The 19249-nt window shown below is 64.2% G+C and carries 18 protein-coding genes; 6 read left to right on the forward strand and 12 right to left on the reverse strand.

Annotated features, from left to right (window positions below; all coding sequences use genetic code 11):
- Positions 1-17: 17 nt before the first annotated feature.
- The 5 genes from LQ954_RS08035 to LQ954_RS08055 all read right to left on the reverse strand — a co-directional run bounded on the left by LQ954_RS08035 (position 18) and on the right by LQ954_RS08055 (position 3449).
- Complete coding sequence (locus LQ954_RS08035) at positions 18-1814, reverse strand: acyl-CoA dehydrogenase C-terminal domain-containing protein (RefSeq protein WP_227769970.1); 1797 nt, start codon at positions 1812-1814, stop codon at positions 18-20.
- 6 nt (positions 1815-1820) lie between these two features.
- Positions 1821-2237 carry a MerR family transcriptional regulator gene (locus LQ954_RS08040; RefSeq protein WP_227769969.1) on the reverse strand — a complete coding sequence of 139 codons (417 nt, stop codon included), beginning with the start codon at positions 2235-2237 and terminating at the stop codon, positions 1821-1823.
- A 32-nt stretch (positions 2238-2269) separates the two neighbouring features.
- Positions 2270-2776: a hypothetical protein gene (locus LQ954_RS08045; RefSeq protein ID WP_269142140.1), complete on the reverse strand. Its 507-nt coding sequence runs from the start codon at positions 2774-2776 to the stop codon at positions 2270-2272.
- Positions 2773-3135: a phosphoribosyl-AMP cyclohydrolase gene (gene hisI, locus LQ954_RS08050; RefSeq protein ID WP_231022592.1), complete on the reverse strand. Its 363-nt coding sequence runs from the start codon at positions 3133-3135 to the stop codon at positions 2773-2775. Before hisI ends, LQ954_RS08045 begins: the two co-directional genes overlap by 4 nt.
- Positions 3136-3197: 62 nt before the next feature.
- Positions 3198-3449 carry a Rho termination factor N-terminal domain-containing protein gene (locus tag LQ954_RS08055; protein WP_227769967.1) on the reverse strand — a complete coding sequence of 84 codons (252 nt, stop codon included), beginning with the start codon at positions 3447-3449 and terminating at the stop codon, positions 3198-3200.
- A gap of 112 nt (positions 3450-3561) precedes the next feature.
- Between LQ954_RS08055 and purF the strand changes: the two genes are divergently transcribed.
- Together purF and LQ954_RS08065 are read left to right on the forward strand one after the other, a co-directional pair.
- Complete coding sequence (gene purF, locus LQ954_RS08060; protein WP_231022593.1) at positions 3562-5019, forward strand: amidophosphoribosyltransferase; 1458 nt, start codon at positions 3562-3564, stop codon at positions 5017-5019.
- Positions 5020-5097: 78 nt separating this feature from the next.
- Positions 5098-5808: an SDR family NAD(P)-dependent oxidoreductase gene (locus tag LQ954_RS08065; RefSeq protein ID WP_231022594.1), complete on the forward strand. Its 711-nt coding sequence runs from the start codon at positions 5098-5100 to the stop codon at positions 5806-5808.
- A gap of 100 nt (positions 5809-5908) precedes the next feature.
- Here the strand turns inward: LQ954_RS08065 and LQ954_RS08070 are convergent, their stop codons facing one another.
- The 4 genes from LQ954_RS08070 to LQ954_RS08085 are packed head-to-tail and all read right to left on the reverse strand — an operon-like array spanning position 5909 to position 10717.
- A complete protein-coding gene (locus tag LQ954_RS08070; RefSeq protein WP_231022595.1) occupies positions 5909-7177 on the reverse strand; it encodes a serine hydrolase domain-containing protein in 1269 nt (422 codons plus the stop codon).
- Positions 7174-8391, reverse strand: a complete 1218-nt coding sequence (locus LQ954_RS08075) for an SAM-dependent methyltransferase (protein WP_231022596.1) — start codon at positions 8389-8391, stop codon at positions 7174-7176. The genes LQ954_RS08070 and LQ954_RS08075 overlap by 4 nt, the downstream gene beginning before the upstream one ends.
- A gap of 39 nt (positions 8392-8430) precedes the next feature.
- Positions 8431-9780 (reverse strand): cryptochrome/photolyase family protein, encoded by a 1350-nt coding sequence (locus tag LQ954_RS08080; protein ID WP_231022597.1) that lies wholly within the window; start codon positions 9778-9780, stop codon positions 8431-8433.
- Positions 9781-9787: 7 nt separating this feature from the next.
- On the reverse strand, positions 9788-10717 hold the full coding sequence (locus LQ954_RS08085) for a histone deacetylase family protein (protein WP_231022598.1): 930 nt from the start codon (positions 10715-10717) through the stop codon (positions 9788-9790).
- Between the two features lie 43 nt (positions 10718-10760).
- Here LQ954_RS08085 and LQ954_RS08090 point away from each other — a divergent pair, with 43 nt between their 5' ends.
- Positions 10761-11783, forward strand: a complete 1023-nt coding sequence (locus LQ954_RS08090; protein ID WP_231022599.1) for an alpha/beta hydrolase — start codon at positions 10761-10763, stop codon at positions 11781-11783.
- A gap of 81 nt (positions 11784-11864) precedes the next feature.
- Here LQ954_RS08090 and LQ954_RS08095 read toward each other — a convergent pair whose 3' ends face one another.
- Positions 11865-14867, reverse strand: coding sequence for a TonB-dependent receptor plug domain-containing protein (locus LQ954_RS08095; RefSeq protein WP_443026606.1), 3003 nt, complete (start codon positions 14865-14867; stop codon positions 11865-11867).
- A 200-nt stretch (positions 14868-15067) separates the two neighbouring features.
- Positions 15068-16486 carry an adenosylhomocysteinase gene (ahcY, locus tag LQ954_RS08100; RefSeq protein ID WP_227769958.1) on the reverse strand — a complete coding sequence of 473 codons (1419 nt, stop codon included), beginning with the start codon at positions 16484-16486 and terminating at the stop codon, positions 15068-15070.
- Between the two features lie 299 nt (positions 16487-16785).
- On the opposite strand from ahcY, the gene LQ954_RS08105 reads away from it, so the two are divergent.
- Positions 16786-17727: a class I SAM-dependent methyltransferase gene (locus LQ954_RS08105; protein ID WP_231022601.1), complete on the forward strand. Its 942-nt coding sequence runs from the start codon at positions 16786-16788 to the stop codon at positions 17725-17727.
- A 39-nt stretch (positions 17728-17766) separates the two neighbouring features.
- On the opposite strand, the gene LQ954_RS08110 is transcribed toward LQ954_RS08105, so the two are convergent.
- On the reverse strand, positions 17767-18327 hold the full coding sequence (locus tag LQ954_RS08110; protein WP_227769956.1) for a YqgE/AlgH family protein: 561 nt from the start codon (positions 18325-18327) through the stop codon (positions 17767-17769).
- 103 nt (positions 18328-18430) lie between these two features.
- On the opposite strand from LQ954_RS08110, the gene LQ954_RS08115 reads away from it, so the two are divergent.
- Positions 18431-18910, forward strand: a complete 480-nt coding sequence (locus LQ954_RS08115; RefSeq protein WP_227769955.1) for a peroxiredoxin — start codon at positions 18431-18433, stop codon at positions 18908-18910.
- A gap of 45 nt (positions 18911-18955) precedes the next feature.
- Positions 18956-19207: a hypothetical protein gene (locus LQ954_RS08120; RefSeq protein ID WP_231022602.1), complete on the forward strand. Its 252-nt coding sequence runs from the start codon at positions 18956-18958 to the stop codon at positions 19205-19207.
- Positions 19208-19249 lie beyond the last annotated feature (42 nt).

A 19249-nucleotide genomic window follows, 5' to 3' on the forward strand; every position in this document is an offset into this window, starting at 1 on the left:
CATCGTACCAACGCTGATCACGCGGCGCGGAACATCTCCGGCGGCAGGGCCATCAGCGCCTCGGCACCACCCTCGATCTGGCGCCGGAAGGAGCCCGCCTCCGGCAGCACACGCTCGGCAAAGAAGCGTGCGGTCACCAGCTTCGCTTCGAGGAACGCAGCATCACCCTCGCCCGCGTCCTTCAGCGCCGCCGCAGCCACCGCCATGCGCAGCCACATGAGGCCGACCGACACGACACCCAGCAGATGCATGTAGGGCACGGCACCAGCACCGATGTTGTTCGGGTTGGAGATGTTACCCATGAACCACATGGTCGCGGCCTGTAGCTCACCCAGCGCCTTCTCGAGGCGGGTGGCCAGATCGGCCGCCGGGCCGCTCTTCGCCGCCGCGCATTCCTGCGCCACGATCTTGAAGAATAGCTGGATTGCGCGGCCACCATTCATCGCCAGCTTGCGGCCCACGAGGTCCATCGCCTGCACGCCATTGGTGCCTTCGTAGATCATCGCGATGCGCGCATCGCGGACGTACTGCTCCATCCCCCACTCCTGGATGTAGCCGTGGCCGCCATAGACCTGCTGCGCATCGGTCGCGATCTGGTAGCCCTTGTCGGTGCCGACACCCTTGATGACTGGGGTCAGCAGCCCAATCAGATCAGCCGCTTCCTGGCGTGCGGCCTCGTCCTCGGCATTATGCTCGAGATCCACCTGAAGCGCGCCCCACAGGCAGAGCGCACGCAGACCCTCCAGCCACGCCTTCCCGTTCATCAACATGCGGCGGACGTCCGGATGGACGAACAGCGTGTCTGCCTTCTCGTCAGGCTCGGCAGCACCGGTCAGCGCCCGGCCCTGGCGGCGATCCTCGGCGTACTGCACCGCATTCTGATAGGCCGTCTCGCCGACCGCGAGGCCTTGCAGGCCGACACCGAGACGCGCCGCGTTCATCATGATGAACATGGCGGCCAGACCCTTCATCTCCTCACCGACGAGCCAGCCGGTCGCGCCGTCATAGTTGAGGACGCAGGTGGCGTTGCCGTGAATGCCCATCTTGTGCTCGATCGAGCCGCAGGAGACGGCGTTGCGCTCGCCCAGCGAACCGTCGTCGTTCACCATCACCTTAGGCACCACGAACAGGCTGATGCCCTTCGAACTGTCCGGCGCGCCCGGCGTCTTGGCGAGGACGAGGTGGATGATGTTCTCGGTCAGGTCATGCTCGCCGGCCGAGATGAAGATCTTGGTGCCGGTGATCTTGTACGAACCGTCAGCCTGCGGCTCGGCGCGGGTGCGGATGAGGCCCAGGTCCGTGCCGCACTGCGGCTCGGTCAGGTTCATGGTGCCGCCCCATTCGCCGGACACCATCTTGGGCAGATACTTCTCCTGCTGCTCCGGCGAGCCCTTCGCCACCAGCGCCGCGATGGCGCCATGCGCCAGGCCCGGGTACATGGCGAACGCCATGTTGGAGGAGATCATATATTCCTGGAACGCGGTCGAGATGACATGCGGCATCCCCTGCCCGCCGAACGCTTCCGGCGCGGACAGCGTGCCCCAGCCGGACTCGACGAACTGCTTGTACGCTTCCTTGAAACCGGCCGGCGTCGTGACCGATCCGTCCTCATGCCGGGTGCAGCCTTCCTGGTCGCCCGACTGGTTCAGCGGGAACAGCACCTCGGCAACGAAGCGCCCGCCTTCTTCCAGCACGGCGTCCACCGTGTCCGGCGTCGCTGCGGCAAAGCCGGGCACGTTGGCGTAGCGGGACAGGCCGACGACATGCTCCAGGACGAAGCGGGTGTCGCGCACCGGCGGTGTATATTGCGGCATGAGGGGTCAGTCCTTGTTTTCGGGATAGTCGATCAGGGAAACGAAGTCTTCTAGCTCGGCGATGGCGGCGTCGAGGTCGCGCTTTTGGGCGTTCAGCGCGTCAATGCGAGCGCGACAACGCGCGATGGTGACGGCGCGCTGCGTGTGCCGCCCGTCGCCGATGTCATAAAGGTCGATCATCTCGCGGATCTCGGCGAGGCTGAAACCCACGCGCTTGCCGCGCAGGATCCAGGCGAGCCGGGCGCGATCACGATGCGAATAAATCCGCGCCGTGCCGCGCCGCTCCGGCGCAATCAGCCCCTCGTCCTCGTAGAAGCGCAATGCACGAGGCGTCACGCTGAACTCGGCGGCGAGATCGCTGATGGTGAAGTGGGTTCGATCCGCGCGGGGCGGAAGCGAGTCAAAAACGCCAGCAACCGACATGCCGGATCATCTAACTTCCGCTTACGTGAACGTCAACCGCAGAGCGGCTGCTTGTCAGGTCCTCGCATGGCGCGTGCCTCGGCCTCCGCGTCGCTCAACCGGCTGGCGCTCAGCGCTGTCAGCGTTGCGCGGCCAGTGCAGCGGGTGTCGCAGGCGCTGGGAAGGGTCGCGGGGAAGGACACTCGCCCGCCGTCGAAATCTGCCTCGAACGTGCATTCGTCGCCGAACTCGAACCGCAGCTTGGTGCGCCCGCTGGCTGTGCCCCGCGCAACGCAGCTTTGGCGATCGCCATAGTCGACGCTGGCGCCCACGCGGTAGCCACCCTCCTGGGGCACGATGCAGACACGGTCGGTTTCGGAGGCATACGCGCCTACCGGATTCAGCTTTGCCGGATCAGTGACGATGCCTGCATCTATGGCCGCTTGCTCCAGCGCCGCTCCTGCCCCGGCGCCGCCAACGCCATCTGCCGCATCCGGTTTGCCCCGTTCACAACCGGCAAGCAAAAGGCCAATCGCCAGCGCGGCCGGCACTGCTCTCAACCGACGCGCTCCAGCCCGTCGGGCACGATGCGGCGATAGAAGCAGGATCGCGCACCTGTGTGGCAGGCAGGGCCCGCCGGCTCTGCAATGATCCAGATGGCATCCTGGTCGCAATCGATCCGCATCTCACGCACGCTCAGCACATGGCCCGAGGTCTCGCCCTTCACCCAAAGCGACTGGCGGCTACGCGACCAGAACGTCGCCTTCCCGGTCTCGCGAGTCGCCGCGAGCGCCTCGGCATTCATATGCGCGACCATCAGCAACTCGCCCGTGGCTGAATCGGTCACAACGGCGGTCACCAGGCCCGCCGCATCATATTTGGGATCAAGGGCCAGGCCCTGTTCGCGCGCATCAGTCATGGCGCGCTCTTATCCGGGCGGCGGGGCGAATCGCCAGCCTGGTTGTCCGCTGTCGGGCGGGATCACTTGTGGTTGCGGATCGCGTCTACCAATTCCGCCTTGTTCATCTTTGATCGACCCTGGATGCCGATTTCCTGCGCTTCTTCGTACAGGTCGTCCTTGGTTCGCTCCTCCAGGCGAGTGCTGCGGTGATCGAGGGACCCGTTCGCCTTCGCATTCGCGATTCGCGCTGCCTTTTCCTTTGATTCGCCCTTTTTGCGCAGCTCCTCGTACAGCCGGTCGTCCTTGATTTGCGCGCCGTGATCTTTGGCCATTGGCTGTCTCCTCTCGCGCGCAAACAACCGATCGACGATCCATTCGCTCCGCCCCCATGACAAATCGGCGACAAGCGCTATATGGACCGCGCACGACGCGAGCCCCCACGCCATGCTGACCACCAATCCTTTCGACGACGACCATCTGCACGAGGAGTGCGGCATCTTTGGAGCCTCCGGCTCCGATGGTGCAGCTGCCCTGGTTGCGCTTGGGCTTCATGCCCTGCAGCACCGCGGCCAGGAGGCCGCCGGCATCACCTCCTTTGATGGCACCAACTTCCATACCAAGAAGGCGATGGGCCACGTCGCCGGCAATTTCGACAGCGAGGCCGTGATCGGTGCGCTGCCGGGCAAGGTTGCCTGTGGCCACGTCCGCTATTCCACCACCGGCGAAACAGCGCTGCGCAACGTCCAGCCGCTGTATGCCGAGTTGGCCAGTGGCGGCTTCGCGGTGGCGCACAATGGCAACATTTCCAATGCCATGAAGGTGCGGCGCGAGCTGATCCGGCGCGGTTCGATCTTTCAGTCGACCAGCGATACCGAAACGATCATCCACCTGGTCGCGACATCCAACTACCGCACCCTGCTCGATCGCTTCATCGATGCGCTGAAGCAGGTGGAAGGCGCCTATGCGCTGATCGTGATGACGCCGGAGGGCATGATTGCCTGCCGCGATCCGCTCGGCATCCGCCCGCTTGTCATGGGCAAGCTCAACGATTCGATCATCTTCGCCAGCGAGACCGTGGCGCTTGACGTGGTCGGCGCGGAGTTCGTCCGCACGGTGGAGCCGGGCGAGCTGGTGATCGTGCAGGGCACGGAAATGCGTTCGATCCGCCCCTTCGGACCCGTCGCCCCGCGCCCGTGCATCTTCGAATGGGTCTATTTCTCCCGCCCCGACTCGATCGTGGACGATCACTCCGTCTATTCCGTCCGCAAATCGATCGGGCAGCAGCTCGCCATCGAAGCGCCGGTCGAGGCTGATCTCGTCATCCCGGTCCCTGATTCGGGCGTCCCCGCCGCGATCGGCTATGCGCAGGAAAGTGGGATCCCGTTTGAGCTCGGCATCATCCGTTCGCATTATGTCGGCCGCACCTTCATCCAGCCGGGTGACAAGGTCCGCCATCTCGGCGTCAAGCTGAAGCACAATGCCAATCGCGCGCTCATCCAGGGCAAGCGGGTCGTGCTGATCGACGATTCCATCGTCCGCGGCACCACCAGCCTCAAGATCGTTCAGATGATGCGCGAGGCCGGTGCGGCGGAAGTGCACATGCGCATCGCCAGCCCGCCGACGAAGCACAGCTGCTTCTACGGCGTCGACACGCCGGAACGCGCCAAGCTGCTGGCGGCAACCCATGATCTCGGCGCGATGACCGACTTCATCCATGCCGATAGCCTCGCCTTCGTGTCGATCGACGGCCTGTACAAGGCGCTGGGGCAAAAGGGCCGGTCGCAATTTCGCCCCGGTTATTGCGACGCCTGCTTCACCGGCGATTACCCGACCACGTTGACCGACCATGACGATACTGCCGCCGTGGATCAGTTCGCGATGCTCGAGGAACGCGTCGCCTAACCACCTTGGCGTGCCCTCGCCTCGAGGGCACGCATCGGGTTCCCGCCGGCGCGCGGACCCGCCTGCCTGGGATTCTGGATGAACAAGCCGCTTGAGAACAAACTCGCCCTCGTCACTGGCGCGAGCCGCGGGATCGGCGCCGCCACGGCAATCGCCCTTGCCGCACAGGGAGCCCATGTTGTCGTCACTGCCCGTACGGCGAAGGCGCTGGAGGAAGTCGAGCAGACGATCTTCGACGCTGGTGGCTCGGCCACGATTGCTCCGCTTGATCTGACGGAAAAGGACTCGATCGCCCGGCTCGCCGCCGCGATTTCCGAACGGTGGAAGGCGCTGGACGTGATGGTGCTCAACGCTGCCACGCTCGGCACGCTCGCCGCGGTGCCTGCGATCGACGCGAAGGAGCTCGCCGCCGTCCTGACGCTGAACGTCTCGGCCCAGGCCGCGCTCATCCAGGCCTTCGACCCGCTCCTTCGTCAATCCGACGCTGGCAAGGTGATCGGCGTCACCTCGTCCGTCGGGCGCAAGCCGCGCGCGTACTGGGGCGCTTATGGCGCGTCGAAGGCGGCGTTCGAAACGCTGCTCGGCGCCTATGGGGACGAGGTCTCCGAAATCAGCCGCGTGCGGACCGCGATTATCGATCCGGGTGCCACCCGCACGAAGATGCGCGCCCGCGCCTATCCCGGCGAAGATCCGGCATCGGTGAAGCCGCCGGAAGCGGTGGCGGATCACATTACGGCGCTCGTAATCAACGGCTTCGAAACCGGCCTCTGGGAACGGGTTCCCGGCTGATCGACCTCCTGCCCGACGCGATCAGTCGCGTCGGGCGGACTACCGCCAGGGCAGCGCGCGCATCAGCGCCGCTCCCGCGGCTTGCTACGCTACTGAGCCGCTACTGCCGAGCGGCCGCAAACAGCTTCTCCAGAAAAGCCATTCGCGCCTGCGACAGGTCGGTCCCGGTCGCCTTGGGCCAAGCGGATACCATCGCGATCACCGTCCGGCTTTTCGGATCGACGGTGATGCTCTGGCCGAAGATCCCCTGCCCCCCGAACCGATCCTCCGGATAGGTCCACCATTGATAGCCATAGCCGAAGCCGGGCCGCCCGGTGGAGGCATGGGCGCGCGTCGCCTCGGCAAACCAGCCGGTGGGAACCACGCCCGCGCCGCCTTCCAGCGCCAGCTGCCCCATGCGAGCGTAGTCCCGCAACGAGACGGACAGGCAGCAACCCGCCACTTCACGCCCGGCAGGATCGATCATCCAGTAAGCGTCACGCTCCATGCCATATCGGCGCCAAACGGTTTCGCTAAGGTAGGTCGCCAGCGGCTTCTTAACGGCATTGCCAACCAGCACACCGATCAGGTTCGTCTCGCCGGTCTTGTACACCCACTTCGTGCCCGGCTCCGCCTCGCGCGGCAGGGTGCGCATATAGGCGACGCTGGGGTCCATGCCGGGGGGCACGGCAATGGAGAACATCCGCGCCACGTCGGATTTCGGATCGGCATAATCCTCGTTCCACTTCACACCCGAGGTCATCGTCAGCAGTTGCGCGATCGTCACGCCATCATAGGCGCTTCCGGAAAGGTCGGGGATGTACTTCGTGACCGGCTCCTCCACGGATCGGATGAAGCCGTCCCGGATTGCCGCACCCACCAGCGTTGAGGTGAAGGATTTCGCCACCGAGAAGCTGGTCCAACGGCCCTCGCGAGTCAGCCCGCGGGCATAGCGTTCCAGCCGCACCTTCCCGTCATGAACCACGATCAGGCCGGCAACATTCTGGCTCTGGATATAGGCGTCGATCTCCGCCGCTGGCACCGGCAGTGCCTTGCCGTTCGGAAGCGGGCGGACCCGGTCGCCAGCCTTCACGACGTGGACCGGAAACTGATCCTCCATATGCGGGAAGTTCTGGTCTCGCTGCTGCTGGGACCAGAACAGAACCGCAGCACCGACCTGTTGCAGCTTGTCACGGTTGGCATCGGTAATCGGCACACCGGCGGTGATCGCCGCGGCACCTGTGTCGCGTTTGGCCGTGCTGACTGCTTCGGTTTGCCCGATTGCTGACGCCCCGGTCGCTACGGTCGAGGCAGGGCTCGCCTCCTGCTGAACCGCACATCCGCTGAGCAGAATCGCGCCCAGCGCCGCTCCCACGGCGATCCGTTTCATGCCCCCTCCTTTGCCAGCGTGATCTGCACGACGTCGATGCCGCCGCCACGAAACCCGCCTTCGCAATACATCAGGTAGAACCGCCACAAGTCAATGAAGCCGGGATCGAAGCGCGCCGGCAGGCGCCCTTCCGCCACGGCGGCATCGAACCGGATCCGCCACTGCCGCAACGTCTCCGCGTAATCTTCGCCAAAGGCGTGGCGATCTCGCCAAGCCAGCCCGTGGGCCTCCGCCAGCGCACGGAACCGCGGTTCGTGGATCAGCATGCCGCCAGGGAAGACGCAGGCCTGGATGAAGTCGACGTTGCTGGAATAGGCCGGCCACACATCTTCGGCGATCTTGATGAACTGGATCGCCGCCCGCCCGCCGGGCTTCAGCGCGCGTGACACCGCGGCGAGATAATCATCCCAGTAACGCTCGCCGACCGCCTCGACCATCTCGATGGAGGCGATGCCATCGTATGTTCCTTCGACGTCCCGGTAATCGGTCAGCGACGCCGCCACCGGCAGGCCGCGGGTACGGGCGGCGACGTGGCGTTGCTGCTCCTGCGCCAGGGTGATGGCGCGCACCTTGATGCCACGCTTCCCCGCCGCTTCCGCCAGCGAACCCCAGCCGCAACCGATCTCCAGCACGGTGCCACCAGCCGGCACGTCCAGCCGATCCAGGATTGCGGCCAGCTTGCGGTGCTGCCCTGCCTCCAGCGTATCTCCCGGCGCGAACAGCGCGCTGGAATAGGTCAGCGTTGGGTCAAGCCAGGCTTCGTAGAAATCGTTGCCCAGATCGTAATGCGCCGCGATGTTCCGCCGTGCATTGCGCCGATCATTGTGGCGCAGAGCATGGATCAGCCGGGCGGCAACTCGCGCCCCGCGCTTTGCCCGCGCCACGTTGCCCAGGGTGGTGCGGTTGCGCATGAACAGGTCAAAGATCGGGACTGGATCGGGGCTCGTCCAATCGCCGTCGGCCCAGGCTTCGTACCAGCCGATCGAGCCGCCTGTCACCAGCCGGCGCAACGCCCGCCAGTTCGCCACCGTCACATGCGCGATCGGCCCAGCGCCCTTTCCGCCCAGCAACCGTCGCGTGCCATCGGGCAGCGCCGCTTCGATCGCACCCAGCTCCAGGCCGTCATCGATTCGGTCGAGGATGCGATGAAAGATGGGCGCAATGCTGCGCGCCCAGCGGCTTCGTGACTGCGCCAGTTGGACCTTCCCGTGCATCGCGCGCTCATGCACCGGCGCGGGCCAGCGCGGAAGAGGTCAGCGCACCTTCCGGCCGGCGGCCAGCGCCCGTTCGCGCGCTTCGCGATGACCGATGATCTTGGGCGGATAATCGGCGGGTCGCCGACCGGCTTCTTCCGGATCATGGATGACCGCGTCAGGCAGCCCGCGCAATGCCGGAACCCAGCGACGGATGTAGGCGCCCGCGTCGAACTTCTCCGACTGGCTCAGCGGGGCCATGATCCGCCCGAACATGTTCGCGTCGATCCCGGTGCCCGCGATCCACTGCCAGTTCACGGCATTGTTGCCGTAGTCCGCGTCGACCAGCGCATCCCAGAACCAGCGTTCGCCCTCGCGCCAGTCGATCAGCAGGTGCTTCACCAGAAAACTGGCCGTGATCATGCGAACCCGGTTGTGCATCCAGCCTGTCGCCCACAGCTGCCGCATTCCTGCATCGACAATAGGATAGCCGGTTCGTCCCTGTTGCCACGCTTTCAGATCCGCAGGGGCATGGCGCCAGGGCAGCCGATCGAAATGCGGTCGCCCATTCTCGCGCGCATAGTTCGGCAACCCCAGGATCAACCCGGCCGTGAAGTCCCGCCACGCCAGTTCGCGGCGGAACGATGCCGCCCCCTCTCCTTCTCCCGGGAGCGCATGCCACACCTGTCGCGGCGACACTTCGCCATGATGGAGATGGGGCGACAAGCGGGACGTGCCCTCCACGGACGGCAAGTTCCGGCCTTCCGCGTAATTGCGCAACGCATCCGCGAACGTATCCAGCGCATCGTTCGCGCCCTCTTCGCCCGGCGTCCATACGTCAAAGCCGGTGGCCCAGTTCGGCCGCGTGGGCAGCAGCTTCCAATCCTCGAGCCGTTCGCTTTGCGGCCACTGATCGGGCGCCGCCAGCTGCTCCGGCGCGGGCAAGGGCGGGTCTGGCGGCAAGCTGGCCGACAGAGTCCGGAAGAAGGCCGAAAACATCCGGAACTGGCCACCGCTTGCTGTGGTGATACTCTCCGGAGGCCGGAGGTGCCCCCCCTCGTGCAAGCACAACCGCTCGCCAAGCTTCGTCTCCGCCGCGCGCCACCATGGCTCATAATGGCGAACGGCGTGGATCGCCTCCGCACCGACTTCCTCGGCCAACGCCGTAAGTGTTTCCGCGGCAGGCCCTCTTCTCAGGACCAGCCGGCTGCCTTTCGCCTGCAATGATGCGTCCAGCGCCGCAAGGCTGTGGTGCAGCCACCAGCGCTGCGCTCCACCGATCCGCCACTCACCGGGTCCTTCGTTATCAAGCACATAGACCGGGATGACGGCACCCGCGGCCGAGGCGGCGAGCAGCGCGGGCTGATCCTCAAGGCGAAGATCCTGGCGGAACCAGACGATAGTGGTCATCGCACTCCTATACAGCTGATGTCAGCGCGGCTCCCGCGCGCCAGCCGTCCTGATAGGCGCGACCCAACCGCAGAATGACGTCCACGTGACGCCTGGCGATTGCCAGAACGTCATCGCCATATCCTCCCCCCACCGTACAGGCGAGCGGCAAGCCATGGCGAAGCGCAAGATCAGCCACGAACAGATCTCGTCGCGCCAGCCCCTCCTCCGTCAGCGACAGCCGGCCGAGACGATCACCACCGAATGGATCGACGCCGCCCTGGTACAGGATCAGGTTGGGCGCGAACTGGTCGACCAACGGCGGCAAACTCGATTTCAATGCGGCGAGGTAAGCGAGGTCATCTGCGCCATCGGGCAACGGCACGTCCACTGTCGAACGCGCCTTGCGCGCCGGAAAGTTCTTTTCCGCGTGAATGGAATAGGTTGCGATGTCCGGATGACCTGCGGTGAGCGCCGCCGTGCCATCGCCCTGGTGAACATCAACGTCCACGATCAGCACACGCCGCCCCTCTCTGGCGAGTTGAAGGGCCGCAACGGCGAGGTCGTTGAAGACGCAATAGCCAGCGCCTGTTTCCGACAGTGCGTGGTGGCTCCCCCCCGCAGTGTTGGCGGCAAAGCCACGGGAAAGCGCGAGATGCGCCGCGCGATATGTTCCGCCCGGCACAACCTTCGCGCGCCGCGCCACGGTGGAGGTCACCGGAAAGCCAATGCGTCGTTCCTTTTCTCGCGGCACGCGCGCTTCAAGTACCTCCGCGACATAGACAGGATCATGGGCTGCCTCGATCCAGTCACGCGGCGCCGCGTCGGGCTCATGCCAGTCGATCGCCTCGCCTTCGGCCAGAAGAAGGTCGCGGATCGCCCCGTTCTTGCCCCAGCGATAATTGCTCTTCCGCGGCGCTTCCGGGACGTAATCGGGGTGATGGACGACAGCGATCATCTGCGCCAAGATAGGTAGCAAAAGCGAACCTGAGGAGAGAGAAATGACTGATACGCTGATCCGCGAGGAGCAAGGAGATGCGGCGCCGTCAAATGATGGCCCGTACGTCCGGCCAGACGTGCGCGGGTTTCTCGACTTCCTGAATAGCACGCCGGGGCCGAAAACGCATGAAGGCACCGCGGAGGCGGCGCGCCAGATGTACTTGGCGATGAAAGACGTCGCCGATCCTCCACTCGGTGAGCTCGCCACGATCAAGGACCTGACGATCCCTGGTCCTGCCGGGGACATTCCTGCTCGCCTCTTCGACGTGCGCGCGTCCCGAGAGCCGGGACCGGTGGTTGTCTTCTTTCATGGCGGCGGCTTCGTCATCGGGAACATTGACACGCATGCCAGTTTTACGGCGGAAATGTCGCGCCAGCTCGACCTGCCGGTCGTGTCCGTGGACTACCGCCTCGCCCCGGAGCATCGCTGGCCGGCCGCCCCGATTGATTGTGAAGCGGCTGCACGCTGGGTGGCCTCCAATCCGGCTGAGCTCGGCCGTACTGCGACCAGCCTCGTCCTGTCAGGCGACAGTGCCGGCGGAACCCTGACGATCACGACCGCAATGAGCCTGCGCGACAATGCGGCCGAGGTCCCCGTCATCGTACAGGCACCGATGTATCCGGCCGCCGACATGAACAAGGAATATCCTTCGTTTAATGATTTCGCAGACGGCTACCTGCTGACCCGCGAAACGATGATCTGGTTCGCGGAGCACTACCAGGCAGACTTCACTGACTTCCGGGGCTCGCCGATGATCGGCAACCTCGTCGGCCTGCCACCGGCGGTGGTAATCACCGCCAGCCTGGATCCGATCCGCGATCAGGGTCGGGCCTATGCCGCCGCCCTTATTCTCGCAGGGGTGCCGGTCACGTTCCGCGAAGCGATCGGCAACATTCACGGCTTTATCACCCTACGACAGGCGGTGCCGTCGAGCGCAGGTGACGTGGCGGGATATCTCGCTGCTGTGAAGGACGCCATCGTCGAAGCAGAAGGCCAGTGGGTGATGAAGCAAGCGGCCGGCTGACGGCCGGCTCGACATAGCTCGCAAAGAAAAAGGGCTGGAACGTTCGTTCCAGCCCTTTTCGTTTCTAGCCTAGGGATCCGATCAGAAAATCGAGTCCAGCGCGATCCGCGCACCCGCGTAGAAGTACCGGCCAATTGGCGAATACGGATAGCGGATGCTCGCCACGTCACCGACCTCGTTGGTCAGGTTGTTGACGCCCAGGTAGAAGTTGAACTTCTCACCGGCGGCGATCGATGCCTGCAGGTCATGCTCCCACCGCTCACGGTAGAAGATGTACTGCGGCTCTGCGATATCAGGATTTGCGGACACCTGATCTTCCGTGAAGCGGCGCAGCTTGCTGAAGTAGTTCAAGCCATAGTTCAGCGTGAATGCATCCTTCGTCCAGGTAAGGTCGAACGTGCCGCTGTACTTCGGCGCCAGCCGGCTCACGCTCGCCCGCATCAGCTCGTTCTCACGGTCTGCACCCGGCGTCGGAACGAAGTCCAGCCGGTCCAGATAATTGCCCACCAGCTTGAAGTTGAACACACCGACCGAACCCGCATCGAGCCGGTAGTTAGCGGTCACGTCCAGGCCCTGCGTCCGGAATTCGGCGACATTCTGCGGCCCGACGAAGTAGTCGGACACATAGCCCGTCGTACCCGAGCGGGTCACGTTGGCGCAGTAGATGTTGTCGAGCGTGGGCTGGTCAACACACAGGTCGACAAGCTGCTGTACCTCCGGCGTGTTGATCGCGTCCTTCAGCTTGATGTTGAACCAGTCGGCCGTGATCTGCAGGCCCGGCAGGAAGCTCGGCTGAAGGACGACGCCGACGGTCCAGGTCTTTGCCGTTTCCTGACGCAGCGCATTGTTGCCGCCGCTCCGGCCAGGAAGGCTGGCAGTCGCCTGCGGATCACTGACCGGGTTGAACGAGGCGATCTGAGCCGGGGACAGACCTGCCGCGGTCAGCGCCGCCTGGCAGTTCGCCACGCGATATTGCGTGCCCTCCGGCAGGTTCTCCGGGTCGCACGGATCGTCGATAAACGCGAACGTACCGTTCTGCGGAGCGAACAACTCCGTCACGTTCGGGGCGCGCACTGCCTCCGAATACCCGCCGCGGAAGCGGATGTCCCGGACCGGAGCATAGACGCCGCTCACCTGCCAGGTCGTCGTGCTTCCAACCGTGGAATAATCCGACAGGCGGATGGCGGCGTTCAGCTCGAGAGTCTCGGCAACCGGCAGGTCACGAAGAACCGGCACGCGCAATTCGCCGAACGCTTCCTTCACATCGAAGCTGCCGCGCTCCGGCAGGATCTGCGCCAGATCGGCCAGCGCGCCCTGCTGCGATAGCGGGTCCGAGACGAACGAGCTGATTTCCTTGCGATATTCGCCACCGATCGCGAAATCGACCGGGCCGCCGGGCAGCTCGAAAAACTTGCCGAAATCGCCCGAGATCGATCCCGAAACGACGTGTTGCTGCACCCGATACGTATTGGTGAGGTCGGCGTTGATGAAGTTCAGCGCCGCGGCGCTCGCCACGTTCTCACCCAGGATGTTGAGCGGCTGACACCCGCTGTTTGCGCCCGGCGTGAAGGTCGTTGCCGGCCCATCGAAGTTGTTGGGGTCGATGTTGGCGCCGGGGAGCAGGTTCGACCGGCAAACGATCTGCCCGGTAGCGGGATCGCGCACCGCATCAAGCGCCGCGAAGTAGCGATCTGCGATACGATAGTTGGTGCTCAGGAAGCGGCTGTCCGTACGGCCATAGACGTACGACAGCTCGTAACGAGCGTGATCGCCGATCCGACCGTCGGCACCGACGACGGCCCGATACGTCTCGCGCTTGTTGGACTCGCCGCGGACACCCAGATCGAAGTTGTCGCGTGACACATACGCCCCGTCGGCGGCCGCCGCCGCGCCGAAACGATCGATCAGGAATGCGTTGTCGGGCGCCAGGTACGTGCCGAAGTCAAAGCTCGGCTGCGAAACGCTGAAGCTCTTGGTGTTCGTGTACTTGCCCTGCGCAAAGATGCGGAGCGCCGGGGATACTTCATAGCTGGTCAGCAGATTGAAGTTGTGAATGCGGTTCTTCGGCTGGAGATCGCCCTGATACCCGGCCTGTGGCGTGCTGTCGCCGCCCTGCACCAGCCCGCCCGAACCGGGAAGCAGGCGGCCGCGGTCGTACACCTTGCCGCTGCCCGTGAAGTCGGGGATTCCATCGCCATCCAGATCGACGGCGCCATCTGGCGAGCTGTCCGCATAACGCAGGTCATTGGTCAGCACGCGGTCTGGCCGGGTCGGATCATCGGGGAAGTCGTTGGGATCACGAACAAGGCCGAAAAGGCCCAGGGGATTGCCGGTGCGGTACCGACGGAAACTGCTCAGACGATCATCGTCGCGGAATTCGTAAGAGAACGCCACATTGCCGCGGCCCTCTGCGAAGTTCTTGCCAGCGGTGATCGAGAGATAGCGGTTGCCAGCGTCGCCCTCGTCGGAAATGCCGGTCTGCGCGCGTGCCATCAGCCCTTCGAAGTTGCGCTTCAGCACGAAGTTGACGACCCCGGAAACGCCGTCCGCGCCGTAAATCGCGGACGCGCCACCGGTGGTTACGTCGATCCGGTCGATCAGGTCGACAGGAATGGTGTTGATGTCCACCGACGCGGAACCCGGCAGACCAGCAACATGGCGGCGACCGTCAACAAGCACCAACGTGCGGTCGGTACCGAGATTGCGAAGGTTCAGGAGGTTGGTGCCGGTTGCACCAAAACCAGCGTTCGAGCCGGCCTGCGCCCCGCTCGTGGCGGAGCCGAGCAGCGCAGGATTCTGCGACAGGAAGTCGGTTACGTTGACGCGTCCGGACTGCTGAAGAGTTGCCGCCGAGAAGGACGTCACCGGCGTCGGCGCATCCACTTCAGGGCGGGCGATGCGCGAGCCGGTGACCACGATGTCAGCGTCTGCACCTGCATCGTCATTCACCGTGGCAACATTATCCGCAGTCGGCACTTCAGCCGTCTGGCTCTGCACCGTTGGCTCGACCTGAGCCGCGACGGGAAAAGCAACGATCCCGCCCAGAAGGGATGATGCCAGGAGCGTACGACGCAACGTATTCATGATAAGCCCTTTTTACTGGGGCGCCTTTGGCAGGCGCTCTCGTTCGGGGGCCTCAACTCCTCGCATCCGGATAGGGATGCAAGCTTGTCGTATCGTTAACCCTATTACCTCGGCGCTTGTTGCTCGCGCGCCACACTTACCCAAAACGAAGACGGCGGCCGCCCATCGGACGACCGCCGTTTGCGCCAATGGCTTACGGATCAGTAGCGGTAGTGGTCCGGCTTGAACGGGCCTTCGACCGGCACGCCAATGTAGCCGGCCTGCTTCGGCGTCAGTTTCGACAGTTGCACGCCCAGCTTCTCAAGGTGAAGCGCCGCAACCTTTTCGTCGAGGTGCTTGGGCAGGACGTACACTTCGTTCTTGTAGTTCTCGCCCTTGGTCCACAGCTCGATCTGAGCGAGCGTCTGGTTGGTGAACGACGCGCTCATCACGAACGACGGATGGCCGGTGGCGCAGCCGAGGTTCACGAGGCGGCCCTTTGCCAGCACGATGATCTGCTTGCCGTCCGGGAACTTCACCAGATCCGTGCCCGGCTTCACTTCGGTCCACTCGTAATTGTCGAGCGCGGCGATCTGGATCTCGCTGTCGAAGTGGCCGATGTTGCAGACGATCGACATGGGCTTCATCGCCTTCATGTGATCGGCGGTGATCACGTCGGCGTTGCCGGTCGCGGTGACGAAGATGTCGGCGCGCTTCACCGCCTCGTCCATCGTCACAACCTCGAAGCCCTCCATCGCCGCCTGCAGCGCGCAGATCGGGTCAATTTCGGTCACGAGCACGCGGGCGCCGCCGTTGCGAAGCGACTGGGCCGAGCCCTTGCCGACGTCACCGAAGCCGGCAACGCAGGCGACCTTGCCGGCGAGCATCACGTCGGTAGCGCGACGGATCGCGTCGACCAGGGACTCCTTGCAGCCGTAGAGGTTGTCGAACTTCGACTTGGTCACCGAGTCGTTGACGTTGATCGCGGGGAACGGCAGCTCGCCCTTCTTGGCGATCTCGTACAGGCGGTGGACGCCGGTGGTGGTCTCTTCGGACACGCCCTTCAGGTTTTTCACCGTCTCGGTCAGGTAGCCCGGCTTCTTGGCGATGAACGCCTTCAGCGCGCGCTGGAATTCGACTTCCTCGGCATTCTCCGGCTCACCGAAGCTTTCGCCGCGCTCAAGCTTGGCACCCCACAGGGCAAACATGGTGGCGTCGCCGCCGTCGTCGAGGATGATGTTGGCGGTCTGGCCGGTGCCGTCATCCCAGTCGAAGATCGAGCCGACATAATCCCAGTAATCGGCGAGACTCTCACCCTTCACAGCGAAGACCGGGATCCCCGCAGCGGCGATCGCGGCGGCGGCATGGTCCTGCGTCGAGAAGATGTTGCACGTTGCCCAGCGCACATCGGCGCCGAGAGCGACGAGCGTCTCGATCAGCACCGCGGTCTGGATCGTCATGTGCAGCGAGCCGGTGATGCGCGCGCCCTTCAGCGGCTGCGACGCGCCATATTCCTCACGCAGCGCCATCAGGCCGGGCATTTCGGTCTCGGCAATGTTGATTTCAGCGCGGCCGAAATCGGCCAGGCCGATGTCCTTGATGACATAATCAGTGGTGGGGCGATCGAGAACGGTGGCCACAACGGGTCTCCAGGAAAGTGACGCCGACCAGGCATATCACCGGCCGACATAGCCGCCACATAATCGGGCGCATTGCCGAATACAAATATAAAGATATCTTTATATGTCGGCAGAGCGAGGTCGTGTGGACGCGCTCGCAGCCCATCTGGGTGATTGGCATAGCTCCTTTGAGCCGACCGGAGGCATAATCACGTCGCGGCGTAGCCATGCTCGATCGGCTGGGAAACGAACCCTCATGCCTTCAACGGCGCCCCAGAAGCTTCATCGCGCCGCCGCCTCACCATCCGTACCGTTTCCGCATGCTAGTCTCACTTGAAGAAGTCGAACCGCTGCTACGTTCCCCTGTTACGGGTGGACGCCTGAAGCGCTGCGAAGCCTCGCTGGTGGACGAGGCGGATACGTCCAGTCGCTTCGCCTTCGTCGGTCACGCGCCGGTGCTCGTCGACTTCGATCGCTCCATATTCTCACCGGGCGATCTACTTGATGGCCAGGCCGTGAGTCAGGTGGCCCGCCCCCGATTCAGCGGGCTGCGTTCGCGATTGAAACGCCTCCTCTCGCCTCCCAAAAGAGTGACGAGCGAGAATGTCGACGAGTTCATTCGCCTGCTCCTGAGGGACAATGACAACCCGGTGGTACTCGTCGTCGGCGGCGGCACCGTGGGCCAGGGAATGGCCCCGCTCTACGAACACCCCAATATCCGCGTGCTGGCGCTCGACGTTTACGCTTCTCCATTGGCGCAACTGGTCGCCGACGCACACCAGATCCCGTTGGCAGACGCCAGCGTTGATGGCGTGGTTGTGCAAGCCGTCCTCGAACACGTGCTGGAGCCGCAGGTGGTTGTGGATGAGATTTGGCGGGTCCTGCGACCCGGCGGCATCGCCTATGCCGAAACACCGTTTCTTCAGCACGTTCATGAAGGCGCGTACGACTTCCTGCGCTTCACGGCGAGCGGTCACCGTTGGCTGTTCAGGCGGTTTGAGGCGATCCGAACTGGGGTTTGCGGCGGTGCCGGCACGCAAATGCTTTGGTCGATCGATTATTTCGTCCGCGGGCTGTTTCGCTCCGTAGCCGCGGGCAAGGCGGCCAAGCTTTCCTTCTTCTGGCTGGCGCTGCTCGACCCCTTGGTACCTGCCGCCTATGCCAATGACGCCGCCAGCGGATTTTACCTGATGGGCCGCAAAAGCGAAACCAGTCTGAAGCCGCGCGAGATGGCCTCTGCCTATCGCGGTGCGCAGGCCTGAGCCGACCCGCTTCGCCCCATCAGGCAGCCGCCGGCATTTTCAGGCGTGGCCGCTTTCGTTACCAAGAAGCCGGGGATCGATACCGGCAGCGTTGAACCCACGAGCCCATCGCTCAGTGATCTGGGTGTCGAAGAGCATGCCGTCGTCGTCATCCACGTTCAGCCAGCCGTGCCGGGTCATTTCGCCGTCAAGCTGCCCCGCACCCCAGCCGGCATAGCCCAGGGCGACCAGCCATCGCGTCGGCCCTTTACCCGATGCGATCGCCCGCAAGGCATCGAGCGTGCCCGAGAGCGCCCATTTACCCGCAACGTCGATCGTGTCCTGCCCGCTCCAGTCACGCGAATGAAGAACGAAACCGCGCCGGGTCTCGACCGGGCCGCCGAAGTGAATGGGGGCATTCGGCGTGTCTCCCGGATCGATGTCGACCTGTTCAAACACGTCATGCAACCCAAGGCCGCCGATCTGAGCACCAATGCCGATGCCAATCGCGCCCTTCGTGTCATGCGCACACACCGCGATCACCGCTTGCTGAAATCGCGGGTCGCCGATCCCCGGCATCGCAAGGAGGAACTGGCCGGTAAGAAAGGTCGCTGTCTCCATGGAGTTACTCTAAGCCGAGCCGCAGCGGATCGTCACGCTTGAAAAGCAGTCTTCTGATTGCGAGGAAAGATCGACCGCAACCAGCGGCTGCAGGAGATACCGAATGACGATCAACGTCGGCGACAAGCTGCCTAGCGCGACCCTTGTGAAGGCAACCGAAAACGGGCCGGAGGCAGTAAACTCCGCGGATTACTTCGCTGGCCGCCGGGTTGCGTTGTTCGCAGTGCCCGGCGCCTTCACGCCGACCTGCTCAGCCAAGCACCTGCCAGGATTCATCGAAAAGGCCGCCGATCTGAAGGCGAAGGGGATTGATGAGATCGCATGCACCTCGGTGAACGATCCCTTTGTGCTCGGCGCTTGGTCGAAATCGGCCGGCGCGGCAGATGTGACAATGCTGGCGGACGGCAATGGGGATTTCGCGGAGGCGCTCGGCCTTTCCATGGATGGCACCAAATTTGGTATGGGCAAGCGCAGCCAGCGGTACGCGATGGTAATCAACGACGGCGTCGTCGAGCAGCTTCACGTAGAGGCGCCGGGCGAGTTCAAGGTCAGCTCTGCAGATCACCTGCTCGGCAACCTCTGATCCTGGCAAGCGTTGGTCGGCCTATCTTCGGAAAGGAGGATCGGCATGACCAACGCAACCCACACCAATGCGGGCCAGAAGGGCTCAGCCACTCTGGCGGAGCGGGCTCGTGACGCCGCCGGCGGCGCGCAGGCTCGAGTGACGTCGGCCACGACTGCCACGATGGATGCGGCAAAAGGGCATCCCTATGCGGCCGCCGGAATCATCGCGGGCGTTGCCGCCGCTGTCGGCGGTGCCGCCTATGCGGCAACCCGGCGCGGTCAGCCCGGTACGGGCAAGGGCAAGACAAAGCACTAAGTTCAAGGCGCCGCTCCGAACAACGGGCGGAGCGGCGTCTTG

It is taken from the genome of Sphingomonas sp. IC-11 (assembly GCF_021043365.1).
In the GTDB taxonomy this organism is placed as follows: Bacteria; Pseudomonadota; Alphaproteobacteria; order Sphingomonadales; family Sphingomonadaceae; genus Sphingomonas.